The sequence below is a fragment of the Sebaldella termitidis ATCC 33386 genome, assembly GCF_000024405.1.
Taxonomy (GTDB): domain Bacteria; phylum Fusobacteriota; class Fusobacteriia; order Fusobacteriales; family Leptotrichiaceae; genus Sebaldella; species Sebaldella termitidis.
Map to the genome: position 1 here is coordinate 2,112,271 of NC_013517.1, position 12,946 is coordinate 2,125,216.

General features: G+C 34.9%; 12 protein-coding genes. 11 read left to right on the forward strand and 1 reads right to left on the reverse strand.

The window, feature by feature from the left end; translation table 11 throughout:
• The first annotated feature begins 10 nt into the window (after positions 1–10).
• The 4 genes from STERM_RS09750 to STERM_RS09765 all read left to right on the forward strand — a co-directional run bounded on the left by STERM_RS09750 (position 11) and on the right by STERM_RS09765 (position 4,470).
• Positions 11–2,521, forward strand: a complete 2,511-nt coding sequence (locus STERM_RS09750; RefSeq protein ID WP_012861432.1) for a glycogen/starch/alpha-glucan phosphorylase — start codon at positions 11–13, stop codon at positions 2,519–2,521.
• A gap of 198 nt (positions 2,522–2,719) precedes the next feature.
• Positions 2,720–3,151 carry a division/cell wall cluster transcriptional repressor MraZ gene (mraZ, locus tag STERM_RS09755; protein ID WP_012861433.1) on the forward strand — a complete coding sequence of 144 codons (432 nt, stop codon included), beginning with the start codon at positions 2,720–2,722 and terminating at the stop codon, positions 3,149–3,151.
• Between the two features lie 9 nt (positions 3,152–3,160).
• A complete protein-coding gene (rsmH, locus tag STERM_RS09760; RefSeq protein ID WP_012861434.1) occupies positions 3,161–4,087 on the forward strand; it encodes a 16S rRNA (cytosine(1402)-N(4))-methyltransferase RsmH in 927 nt (308 codons plus the stop codon).
• Complete coding sequence (locus tag STERM_RS09765; protein ID WP_012861435.1) at positions 4,087–4,470, forward strand: hypothetical protein; 384 nt, start codon at positions 4,087–4,089, stop codon at positions 4,468–4,470. Before rsmH ends, STERM_RS09765 begins: the two co-directional genes overlap by 1 nt.
• Before the next feature lie 431 nt (positions 4,471–4,901).
• Here STERM_RS09765 and STERM_RS09770 read toward each other — a convergent pair whose 3' ends face one another.
• Entirely contained in the window at positions 4,902–5,714 is an 813-nt protein-coding gene (locus STERM_RS09770; protein ID WP_012861436.1) for an alpha/beta hydrolase, read from the reverse strand.
• Positions 5,715–6,120: 406 nt separating this feature from the next.
• Here STERM_RS09770 and STERM_RS09775 point away from each other — a divergent pair, with 406 nt between their 5' ends.
• From STERM_RS09775 to STERM_RS09805, 7 genes are all read left to right on the forward strand, one after another.
• The gene (locus STERM_RS09775; protein WP_012861437.1) at positions 6,121–7,320 is read left to right on the forward strand and encodes a M20 metallopeptidase family protein; all 1,200 of its coding nucleotides are present in this window, start codon (positions 6,121–6,123) and stop codon (positions 7,318–7,320) included.
• Positions 7,304–8,659, forward strand: coding sequence for a 23S rRNA (uracil(1939)-C(5))-methyltransferase RlmD (gene rlmD / locus STERM_RS09780; RefSeq protein ID WP_012861438.1), 1,356 nt, complete (start codon positions 7,304–7,306; stop codon positions 8,657–8,659). Before STERM_RS09775 ends, rlmD begins: the two co-directional genes overlap by 17 nt.
• Before the next feature lie 382 nt (positions 8,660–9,041).
• Entirely contained in the window at positions 9,042–10,001 is a 960-nt protein-coding gene (locus STERM_RS09785; protein ID WP_012861439.1) for a sugar-binding transcriptional regulator, read from the forward strand.
• A gap of 277 nt (positions 10,002–10,278) precedes the next feature.
• Positions 10,279–11,082: an SDR family oxidoreductase gene (locus STERM_RS09790; RefSeq protein WP_012861440.1), complete on the forward strand. Its 804-nt coding sequence runs from the start codon at positions 10,279–10,281 to the stop codon at positions 11,080–11,082.
• An 11-nt stretch (positions 11,083–11,093) separates the two neighbouring features.
• On the forward strand, positions 11,094–11,501 hold the full coding sequence (locus STERM_RS09795; protein ID WP_012861441.1) for a PTS sugar transporter subunit IIA: 408 nt from the start codon (positions 11,094–11,096) through the stop codon (positions 11,499–11,501).
• On the forward strand, positions 11,502–11,990 hold the full coding sequence (locus STERM_RS09800) for a mannose/fructose/sorbose PTS transporter subunit IIB (RefSeq protein ID WP_012861442.1): 489 nt from the start codon (positions 11,502–11,504) through the stop codon (positions 11,988–11,990).
• A gap of 13 nt (positions 11,991–12,003) precedes the next feature.
• On the forward strand, positions 12,004–12,816 hold the full coding sequence (locus tag STERM_RS09805) for a PTS mannose/fructose/sorbose transporter subunit IIC (RefSeq protein ID WP_012861443.1): 813 nt from the start codon (positions 12,004–12,006) through the stop codon (positions 12,814–12,816).
• Positions 12,817–12,946: the final 130 nt, after the last annotated feature.

The window sequence follows — 12,946 nt, forward strand, 5'->3', positions numbered from 1 at the left end:
AGGAATTATTATGATAGTAAGTGATGAAAGCTTGAAGCATACCGAGTCAAGGCTTAGACAGCAGTTTGGCCTGAGTCTGGAGGAAGCAAAAGAATATTTGAAAGTAAGTATAGAAAGAAAAATAAGAAGACAGTTTGGGAAAACAATAAAAGAGGCTGAACCTCATGAAATATATTATGCATTATCAAGAACAATTCTGGATTACAGCATAGAAAGCTGGTATAACACAACAAGAAATTATAATGAAAAACAGGTAAAGCAGGTTTATTATTTTTCAGCAGAATTTTTAATGGGAAGATATATGGGAAATAACCTGATGAATCTCCAGATATATGAAGAGATAAAAGAAGTGTTAAAGGATCTGAATATAGATATAAATATCATCGAGGACAGCGAGCCTGACCCGGGTCTTGGAAACGGCGGGCTGGGAAGACTTGCAGCGTGCTTTTTGGATTCACTGGCAACGTTAAAAATGCCGGGACATGGTTATGGAATAAGATATAAGTACGGGATGTTCCAACAGAAGATAGAGAACGGTTATCAGATGGAATATCCGGATGACTGGCTGAAATATGGAGATCCGTGGTCTATAAAGAGACTGGACAGAGTATACGACATAAAATTCGGCGGTGAAGTGGAAGTACATAAAGATGAAGTAGGAAAAGAATATTATAAGAGAATGAATACAGAAACTATCAATGCAATAGCTTATGATGCTCCGATACTCGGATACGGCACTGAAACCGTGAATACGCTGAGACTGTGGGAAGCAAAATCTCCTCAGGGATTTGACCTTCAGCTTTTTAATGATCAAAAATATCTGGAAGCCAGTGCAAGTGCAGTAAAAGCAGAAGATCTGTCAAGAGTGCTTTATCCTAATGATACAGAAAGAAGCGGTAAGGAGCTGAGACTGAAACAGCAGTATTTCTTCGTATCAGCATCGCTTCAGGATATAGTAAGAAAATATAAGGAAAAGTACGGTAATGTATTTTCCGGATTTGCAGATAAAATAGCCATACAGCTTAATGATACGCATCCTGTGGTAGCAATACCCGAATTAATGAGAATATTCCTTGACAGTGAAAAAATAAGCTGGGTAGAAGCATGGGAAATATGTCAGAAAGTATTTTCATATACGAATCATACAGTTCTTGCAGAAGCTCTGGAAAAATGGGATATTAATATATTCAGTTCGCTTCTTCCGAGAGTGTATCAGATAATAGAAGAGATAAACAGAAGATTTATGACGGAGATAAGTAAAAAATACCCTGAAGACTGGGCAAAGCAGCAGAGAATGTCAATAATAGGAAACGGGGAAGTAAGAATGGCGTGGCTGGCAATAGTAGGGACACATGCTATAAATGGAGTTGCAGCAATTCATACAGAGATTTTGAAACATCAGACATTAAAAGACTGGTATGAGCTTTATCCGGAAAAATTTCAGAATAAAACAAACGGGGTAACACAAAGAAGATGGCTTCTTAAAGCAAATCCGGAACTGGCAGGGTATATTACTTCACTGATAGGCAGTGAATGGGTAACTGATCTTTCCGAATTAAAAAAGCTGGAAAAATATATTGAAGATGATAATGTACTGAATAAGCTTCTTGAGATAAAGCATAAGAAAAAACAGGATCTTGCCGAATATATAAAAGAGAATAACAATATAGAGGTAAATATAGATTCTATATTTGATGTGCAGGTAAAAAGACTCCATGAATATAAAAGACAGCTTCTGAATGTGTTTCATATAATGGATTTGTATAATAAGATAAAAGAGAACCCTCTGCTGGAAATAGTTCCGAGAACGTTTATTTTTGGTGCTAAGGCTGCTCCGGGCTACAGAAGGGCGAAGTCGATCATAAAGCTGATAAATGCAGTAGCCGAAAAGGTTAATAATGATCCTGAAATAAATGATAAGATAAAAGTTATTTTTATAGAGGATTATAAAGTATCGCTGGCAGAAAAGATAATTCCGGCAGCAGATGTATCAGAGCAAATTTCCACTGCTGGAAAAGAAGCATCAGGAACAGGTAATATGAAGCTCATGATGAACGGAGCCATGACATTAGGGACACTTGACGGAGCCAATATAGAAATAGTAGAAGAAGCCGGGGAAGAGAATAACTTTATATTCGGTCTGAAGGCCGACGAGGTGGAAAGACTGAATCTTTACGGAAAATCAAATCCGCTGGAGGAATATCATGTAGTAGAGGGCTTGAAAAAAGTAATAGACCAGCTTGTTGACGGAACATATTATGATAATCATAGAGGGCTCTTCAAAGAGCTGCATGCTTCACTGCTGAATGGTGTGGAGGGAGGCAAGCCGGATCAGTATTATGTACTGAAAGACTTTGCTTCATACAGGGCAACACAAACCAGACTGCAAAATACTTATAAAGATAAGAGAAAATGGGCACAGATGATGCTTATGAACATAGCAAACTCAGGAAAATTCAGCTCTGACAGAACTATAAAAGAGTATGCAAAAGATATTTGGAATATCAGTTCATTTGAATAAAATTTTCATTAAATAAAAACAAGATGTTGTGAAAAATTAAAACGGTAAACACTAGATATAGTGAAATACCGTTTTTTTTTATTTGCACTACAAAAAAAAGCTTGCAAAAAATCTTAAATAAAGGTATAGTTGTTATGTGGGAGAAAGTGGTAAGAAGTGGTAAAAAGTGGAAAATGATATGAAAATAGGTGAGTTGCTATGTTTATGGGAGAATTTACCTGCAAGATAGATGATAAAGGCAGGTTTATGTTACCGGCTAAGTTTAGGGAGATATTACAAAATGATGAATTCGTTATTACAAGAGGTCTGGATAACTCAATAGACCTTTTTCCAAGTAGCGAATGGACTAATATCGAAAATGAACTTAGAAAGCTGAAAAGAACAGACAGTAAGCACAGAGCATATCAAAGATTCGTATTATCAGCAGCCACAAAACTTACAGTAGATAACCAGGGAAGGGTAAATCTGCCGAATTCACTGGTGGAGCATGCCAAAATAAATAAAACTCTCATTGTAACAGGCATGGTAGATAAAATAGAAATATGGGCAGAAGAAGTATGGAAAGAATATATTGAGAAAACAGAAGCATCTATAGAAGATATAGTTGATGAAATAAATTTTGATTTTTAGGAGTAAATTGTGGATTATCATAAGCCGGTTTTATTTGACGAAGTAATTGAGAATATAGTTACCAATAAAGAAGGAGTATACTTAGATTGTACACTGGGAGGTGCAGGACATACTCAGGGGATTTTGGAAAATACTTCTGAAAAAGGAGTGGTAATTGCTATAGATCAGGATGATGATGCAATAGAGTTTGCCGGGAAAAAACTGGAGAACTATAAAGAACGTATAAAAATATTTAAAGATAATTTCAAAAATCTGGATACTGTTCTTTATATGGCTGGATATGAAAAGGTGTCGGGAATTCTTATGGATATAGGAGTTTCATCATATCAGCTTGATGATCCCGAAAGAGGTTTTTCTTATAAATATGAGGCTAAGCTGGATATGCGTATGAACAAAAATGCTAAGATCAGTGCATATGAAGTAATTAACGAGTTTTCAGAACAGGAAATAGCAGATATATTATATAAATACGGTGAAGAGCCGAAATCAAGAAGAATAGCAAGAAAAATAACCGAAGCAAGAAAAGAAAAAAAAATAGAAACAACAACAGAATTAGCAGATATAGTAATTAGAGCAATTGGGAAAAGCATGAAGAGACATCCGGCCAAAAGAACTTTTCAGGCCGTAAGAATGTATGTGAATCAAGAATTGGAGGTTCTCGAAGAAGCATTGGAAAAAGCTGTAGAACTTTTAGAAGATAGAGGGCGATTATTAGTAATAACTTTTCATTCTTTGGAAGATAGAATAGTTAAAAATAAATTTAGAGAATTCGAAAAGCCATGTAAATGTCCGCCAAATATACCTATTTGCGTTTGTGGTAAAGAAAGTTTAGGAAAGGTCATAACTAAAAAGCCAATTGTTGCCGGCGAGTTAGAGTTAAATGATAATTCAAGAGCACATTCTGCAAAGTTAAGGGTTTTTGAAAGGAGAGCATAATGGTTAAGAGAGAGAGAAAAATTGATGTTATAGATTTGCCTGTAGTAAAAAGAACCATAAGACAATATGATAATTTTGAAACAGTGCGTAAGCAACACAGAAAAACGAGAAGCAGAAACAGCGCAAAGTTGTATATGAAAATATTTGTGTATTCAGCAATTTTTATGGGTGTTTCAGCATTCAAAATGACAACACTGTATGATGTAATGGATCTGACGATGAAGCTCCAAAAATTAAATACAGAAATATATGAGACTGAATTGGTTATAGATGATCTGAATTATTCATTTGACTCAAAAGAAAATTTGAAAGAGGTAGAAAATCTGTCAAAAAAACTTGGTTTTGTAGATGACAGAGATATAAGATATGTTAGATTTAATTAAAATAGTTGGTAAATTCTTTAAACAATATAATATGAAATCTTTTTAACTAATGTATATTAGGAGAAAAGATTTTTTTTATGCAAATTTTTTTTATTTATTGTAATTATAATGAATATTTTGATTTTTTGAATACAGTAAATCCGGATACTGCTTATAATTTTAAAAAAAATTGTGAAATATATGTGAAAGAAGAGCTGCATAAAAAAATTTTGGATTGCTGTTTGGATTAGCTGAAATAAAAAAAGGAGTCCATTTTTTGAAAGATATTTGGTACTATTACCGAATACTATCTTAAATGGAACCCCGGTATAAAAGATTGATCATAAGAAAAAAGTATATAAATTACAGAATACCAAATTTTAACAAAAATAATTTGATCTCTAAATTTTTTTTATAAAATTTATATTTAATATGAAAAGTTTTCAGATAATTTATTTTGGAAAATGCTTAACAAAAAACAGCATCTGATAATTAATTGAATTTGCCCAGTATTCCCAAGTATGACCTCCCGGTCTTTCAACATAATCATGAGGAATATTCATTCCTAAAAGCTTCTTATGCAGATCTCTGTTGCTTTCGATAAAAAAGTCATTTATACCGCAGTCAATGATAATATTGACATTTTGGTTCAAAAACTCGGAAGAAAGAGTGGAAATAGTATAATCATCCCAGCTTTCTCCGCTTTTTGAAGGATCAATTACTTTATTTATACCCCAGTTATTTTTGAAGTTTTTAGGATCAACTCCGCCGCTCATACTTCCTACAGAACCAAATGTATCAGGGTGCTTTATTGTCAGATAAAGAGCACCGAAGCCGCCCATACTGAGTCCTGTAACAGCTCTTCCTTCTTTTTTGGCAATAGTCTGATAATTTTTATCTATGTATTCAACTATTTCTTTTCCCACAAATGTTGAAAATTTTGAATTTTTATTGATTTTACTGTCTATATACCATTTATCATAGTCACCGTCCGGAGCAACAAGAATAACACCGTATTTATCTGCTAATTCTTCAACGGGAGTTTGTTTAACCCAGTCAGTATTGTCTCCGCTCCAGCCGTGAAGCAGATATACCACGGGAAAATTTTTAGATGAGTTCTTATATTCATCTGGTGTAACAACAGTTGTCTTGTATGATTTTCCCATTGCCCTGCTCGGAATACTGACAACCTTACTTTCATAGGTGAAAATTACGGCACTTAGAATAAAGAAAACCATGATTCTGATAAAGCTGAATTTTTTCATTTTTAACCTCCTAAAATTTAGATATAAAATAATTACCTCTAAAATTATAACCTGATAATCAGGGAAGTCAATTAAATTATAAGCAAATACTTTTTCATAAATATAGATATATTCAAAAAATAAAAGGAAAACCGGTGTTGTATAATATAGCGGGATTGCGGAAAAAAGTGTTGAAAATAGAGGAAATATATACAGAATGATAAAAATATACAGGAAATTTTTTTGGAAAAGACTGTTGAATTATATTTTACATATTAACTTAAGTCTTTTTACATATAAAAGATTTATTTATAATTTTTAAATTACTGTAAAATATATTTAAAAAATCTTGTATAAATAGACTTTTTATTTTATACTATTAGTAAATATCCAAAAATATAAAAAGGATAAATAGTTAGGAGCTATAATGAGTAATGATTTTATAAAGGCAGAGGTCTCAAAGATTTTTGACGGGATTGTAAAAATCAGAAGAGATATACATATGAATCCTGAGCTTGGGTTTGAAGAGACTGAAACATCGCAGAAAATAAAAGTTTTTTTGACAGAACACGGATTAGAGGTACAGTCTGCTGCGGGAACAGGAATAGTCGGTATACTTCATAACGGCTTGGGAACAGTAGCTGCAAGCAGGGCTGATATTGATGCACTTCCTATAACAGAAGAAAATGAAGTGGAATATAAGTCCAGAATAAGCGGAAAAATGCATGCTTGCGGACATGATCTACATACCGCGGTACAGCTTGGGGCAGTAAAGTTTTTTGCCGAAAACAGGGATAAATGGAAAGGAACAATAAAATTTATTTTTCAGCCTGCCGAAGAAACAACAGGGGGAGCTAAGCCTATGATAGAAGAGGGAATCTTAGAGAATCCCAAGGTAGAATATATTTTTGCACTTCATGCCGCACCGGAGATAAAAACAGGTAAATTCGGTATAAAATATGGAAAAATGCATGCTTCATCAGATGTATTTGAAATAAAAATATACGGTGAATCAGCGCATGGAGCACTTCCGCAGAACGGAACAGATGCAATAGTAATAGCTTCACAGCTGATCAGCTATATACAGACAATAGTGAGCCGTAATATAGATCCGAGAGAAGAGGCAGTTATTACCATAGGTAAAATTTCCGGAGGCAAAGCGGAAAATATAATATGCGATCTTGTAGAGCTAAAGGGGACAATCAGAACTCTTTCTCCGGATATTAGAGAGTATATACTAGATAAAATGCGTAATAGCGTAGTAAAATTTGTGGAAATTCTCGGCGGTAAAGCGGAGATTTTCATAAGAAACGGTTATGATTCTGTAATAAATAATGATGAGGTTACAGCAATACTGGAAAATAACATAAAAGAGCTGTACGGGGAAGACAGCATTGTAAAAATTGATAAGCCGAGGATGGATGTAGAGGATTTCAGCTTTTTTCTGCAGAAAGCAAAGGGAGTGTTTTTCAGACTTGGCGTAAGAAATGAAGAAAAAGGAATAATCTATGATCTTCATCATCCCAGATTTAACGTTGATGAGGAAAGTATAAGATATGGTATGGAACTGCAGATAAAAAATTTGATAAGTGTATTGGAAATGGGTGAATATGAAAAAGGGAGATAACATAACAATAAAAATAGAAAAACTGGTATTTGGCGGAGAAGGACTCGGACATTATGACGGATTTACGTTTTTTGTTCCTATGTCAGTACCCGGGGACGAAGTGGAAGCAGAAATTATTTCACTAAAAAAGGATTACGGGCGTGCCCTCATAAAGAAAATTATAAAGCCGTCAGAGGACAGAATTGCCGGGATGGATAAAATAAGCTTTGAAGATTTTCAGGGCTGTGATTATGCAATGATAAAATATGATAAACAGCTGGAATATAAAAGCAGTATCCTTTTGGAAACAATAAAAAAGATCGGGAAAATAAATGATGAAATTAATTTTGAAGGTATCATCGGTGCTGATAATATAACCAATTACAGAAATAAAGTTTCTGAACCGTTTGCCAAAAAAGACGGGAAGATAATAACAGGATTTTATCAGAAAAAATCTCATGATGTCTTTGAAGTGGAAAATAATATGCTCAGAAGCAAAATTGCCGATAAGGTGGTAAATGAGCTGCTTGAGAAGCTGAATGAAGGGGATTTTACCGTTTATAACGAGGTAAATAAATCGGGATTTTTGAGATATCTTCTGGTAAGAAATAATTCCCGTAATGAAGTAATGATAACAGTAGTGATCAATAAAACTACTCAGTTAAAAAAGCTTAGAACCGTACTTCTGGGACTTACAGAAAAATACAAGGAAATAGTTTCTGTGTATATCTCACTGAAAAGCGATGAAGGAAATTATGTTCTGGGAAATGAGCATAAGCTAATATATGGCTCAGAGTATCTTGAGGAAGAGCTTGACGGGATAAAATTCAAGATATACCCGGACTCGTTTTTTCAGATAAACAGTGAGCAGACAATAAAGCTGTATAATAAAGCTATGGAATATCTTGGAGATTCTGAGGATAAAAGAATAGTGGATGCCTTTTCGGGAACAGGTACTCTGGGGATGCTGGTTTCCAAAACAGCAAGAAAAGTGTACTGTATAGAGAGTATGGAAAGCTCTGTTATATCTGCAAAGCATACTGCTGCTGAAAATAATATAAAAAATGTAAGATTCAAAATAGGAAAAGTGGAGAATAAGCTTCCCGAAATTTTGAAAAACACAAAAATGGACGGAATAATATTTGATCCGCCAAGAAAAGGGATAGACGAGAATACTCTTAAGAGTATCGGAAAGCACGGAATAGAAAGAATAGTTTATATTTCATGTAATCCGTCTACCCTTGCGAGAGATGTTAAGATTCTTACTGACTTAGGTTACAGGCTGGAAAAGCTTGCAGCTGTGGATATGTTTCCGCAGACTCATCATATTGAGGCAGTCAGCTTATTTTTAAAAAATTAATAATCAATAACTTCTTTTGTAAAAAATGACAGCTATAGTATTTTTGTTTATAAATACTGTAATTTCATGACTTTTACAAGAGAAGTTTTTTTAGTGAAAATCTTTTATATTTTCTTAATGTAAATTATTTCTTGCTTTTAAACTCTTATTTTGGTATAAGTAACTAGAGAAAATTCTAAAATAATTTTTTGTCATAATGTATTAAAAAAGACCGCAAAGTATTGAAAAATAAAGGTCACAATAGAAAAATATAAATCACATTTGTGAAAATGTATTTGTAATATTGTTAAATTCAGATATCAAAACTGAATTTATCCGAAAAAATTTTAGTGAAAAATTTTTATGTGCCGAATACAAGGAATAAATAAAACGGAGAGTGAATATGAAAAAGAATGAAGACAGGCTTTTAGTAAAAATAGCACAAATGTACTACGAAGAAAATAAAACACAAAGCGAAATTTCAAAAATACTCGGAATCCACAGAACAAGCATAAGCCGGATGCTTAAAACAATAAGAGAAAAGAAAATAGTAAAGATTTTTATTAATTATGATTTCGGGGGAACATTAAGCCTGGAAGAGGAGCTTAAGAGCGTATTCGGATTAAGAGATGCCATAATAGTACCGTCTACTCCGAATCAGGATAAGAAGATAAAGGTAAGTCTTATAGGTGCAGCAGCAGCGGATTATCTCGGAAGGATAGTAAAAGACAATGATCTTATAGGTGTTTCCTGGGGCGAGGCCTTGGCAGAAACTGTGAATGCCATGGAAAAAAAGGATTGTAAGGGAGTGGTATGTATTCCGTTAATAGGAGGACCTTCGGGAAAGCTTGCCAGCTCATTTCATGTGAATACCATAGCTTATGAAATAGCCTCTAAGCTGAATGGAAAGTCTATGCTTATAGATTCACCGGCTATTCTTGAGAGTGAGGAAATAAAAAAAGCACTTATGGAAACTGAATATAACCATGAGCTGTCTGAATTATGGAAGAAAATAAATATTGCAGTATGCGGAATAGGGAGCCCTCTGATCAGCAAGCATTCAAACTGGCAGGGCTTTTATGCGGATAATCTTCTGGAATCATTAAAAGGCGAACAGGTAGCGGGAGATATATTATCGAGATTTTATGATATAAACGGAAAAGTTTTGGATACCATTATTTCCAAAAAAATGATAAGCTCTGAACTTGATAATTTGAAAAACGCTGATTATTCCATAGGAATAGCAGAATCTCTGGATAAAGTAGCCGGAATTCTGGGAGCTTTGAGGGGGAAATATATAAATGTACTGGTAACAACTGAGGAAACAGCAGAAGCAGTTTTAAAGATGAATAATAAAGCATAAAGCAAAATGAGACTATAATTTTTATGGTCTTTTTTTATTTTAGCAGTATAACGGCTTATTTGGATAATATTTTCGGCATATATTGCATGTACGGATAATGAAATTAATCAAAATTTATTATTATTAAGTTTTATCAGTTTTTATAAGAGGTTCGTAAGATTTATTTTTTCTAAAAGTATTTTTCTGAAAAAATATAGTTGACATTGAAAAAAATTTTTCATATAATCAAGTTATCACAAATGTTAATTAAAAATCACAAAAGTGAGAAAGGAGAATTATGACTGAAAATTGGTTGAATTTAGAAGGAAACGTAGTAATAGTCACAGGAGGATCTTCCGGAATCGGAGAGAGTATCGTGAAAGAACTCCTTGAACTGGGGGTTTATACTGTAAATGCAGATATTCACCCGGGAAAAACTGAGCATGAGAATCTTTTATACATAAAAACAGATGTTTCCTCAAAAGCAGATATAGATAATCTTATAAAAAAGGTTATGGAAAAATACGGAAAAATAGACGGGCTGGTGAATAATGCCGGAATAAATATACCAAAGCTTCTGGTAGATGCGAAAGATACAGGATCAAAGTATATGGCAGATGAAACAGCTTTTGACAAAATGACTTCAATAAATCAAAGGGGGCTTTTTCTGATTAGTCAGGCTGCCGGAAAAGTATTCGTAGATCAAAAACACGGTGTAATAGTAAATATGTCTTCTGAAAGCGGAGCTGAAGGCTCGGAAGGACAGAGCATATACGCAGCTACGAAGGCGGCATTAAACAGCTATACCAGATCATGGGCCAAAGAGCTGGGGAAATATAATGTACGTGTAGTCGGAGTGGCACCGGGAATAATGGAGGAAACAGGACTTAGAACGATTGAATATGAAACAGCTCTGGCTTATACAAGAGGGATAACAGTAGAGCAGCTGCGGGAAGGATACAGCAAGACAAGTACAATACCATTGAACAGAAGCGGTAAATTAAGTGAAGTGGCAGACTTTGTATGTTATCTGTTATCTGAAAAAGCAAGCTATATTACAGGAGTAACATGCAATGTAGCAGGTGGAAAAACAAGAGGATAAGGAGAAAAATTATGATAGTAATCTTGGCAGGACATGGAAAAATCGGAACAGCGATGTTAGAGTCAACACAAATGGTAATAGGGGAATGCAGTAACTTTTTTTCTGTAGAATTTCATAAAGGGGAAGGACCTGAGGATATCATAGAGAAGTATAACAAAATACTTGAAGGAAGAGAAAATGAAGAAGTCCTGATAGTGACTGATTTATTTGGAGGAAGTCCGTATAATGCAGCAGCAGTACTGGCAATGAAAAATGATAAGGCAGAAGTGCTTACGGGATTATCACTTCCTCTCTGTGCTGAGCTGGCCACTATGGAAGCTGTAAGTGCAAAAGAAGCATCTTCATATATGAAAGAGGCAGGAAAAGAATTTGTAAAGTCGTTCAGAGATCAGACTTTAGAGGATGAGGAGGAATTATAGATGATAATTAATCTGGCAAGAATTGATGACAGGCTTATTCACGGGCAGGTAACCACAGTCTGGTCAAAGGAGGCAAATGCAAACAGAATTATAATAGTCAGCAAAGAGGTAAATAATGACGAGATCAGAAAAACTCTTGTGAGACAGGCGGCACCTCCGGGAATAAAAGTAAATGTGGTAGATGTAGAAAAAGCCGTAAGGGTTTTTAATAATCCTAAATATGATAATGACACTGTTTTCTATCTTTTTACCAATCCCGGCGAAGTTTTGGAGCTGGTAGAAAGCGGTGTGCCGTTAAAGAAAATAAACATAGGGGGAATGTCATTTAAAAACGGGAAAACGCAGATTACAAAGGCAGTTTCAGTAAACGAAGAAGACGTGGCAGCATTTCGTAAATTAAAAGCCCTTGGGGTAGAACTGGATTTACGTGTAGTAATATCTGATCCGCCGGTTGATTTTGAAAAAAAATTAAGCGAACACTTTAATTAAGGAGGAATAGGGAATGGAATTAAGTATTTTACAGATAGTCTTAATATTTATATTCTCATGTATAGCGGGTATGGGAAGTGTACTGGATGAATTTCAGACACACAGACCTTTGATTGCCTGTACAGTGGTAGGACTAATATTGGGAGACGTAAAAACAGGAGTAATCCTGGGAGGTACTCTGGAACTGATAGCCTTGGGATGGATGAATATAGGAGCTGCACAGTCTCCTGATTCGGCGCTGGCGAGTGTAATAGCAGCAATACTGGTAATAGTAGGGAAACAGGATATACAAAAGGGAATAGCAATTGCACTTCCCGTAGCAGCAGCCGGTCAGGTGCTTACAGTCTTCGCAAGAACAATTACCGTAGCATTTCAGCATGCAGCAGATAAAGCAGCTGAAAATGCAGATTTTAGAAAAATAGAGTTTTTACACTTTAGTGCATTGTTTATTCAGGCGCTGCGTGTGGCAATACCATCTACGATAGTAGCAGTATTTGTAAGTGCCGAGATGGTAGATAAAATGCTTTCGCTTATTCCGGACGTAGTAACAGGCGGACTGGCAGTAGCCGGAGGATTTATAGTAGTAGTAGGTTATGCGATGGTATTAAATATGATGAGTGTAAAATATCTGATGCCTTTCTTCTTTTTGGGATTCGTGGTAGGAGGTTATCTGAATTTCAGCCTTCTGTCATTTGGAGTAGTAGGACTGGTAATGGCGCTGATATATGTACAGCTGAATCCTAATTACAAACAGGGAAGAACAGTTGCAGAAACAATACCGGGAAATAGTGCTGCCGCAGAATACGACGACGAACTGGAGGATTAGTGTCGTATCCCGTTCACTCCGCTAAAAATAATGCGGCTGGTAAATTGTGAATGAGATACAATACTGTACTTTGACCGGTTTGACTCGGAATTTTATGAATTACGGATAATCAGAGATATTTTGACTGAAT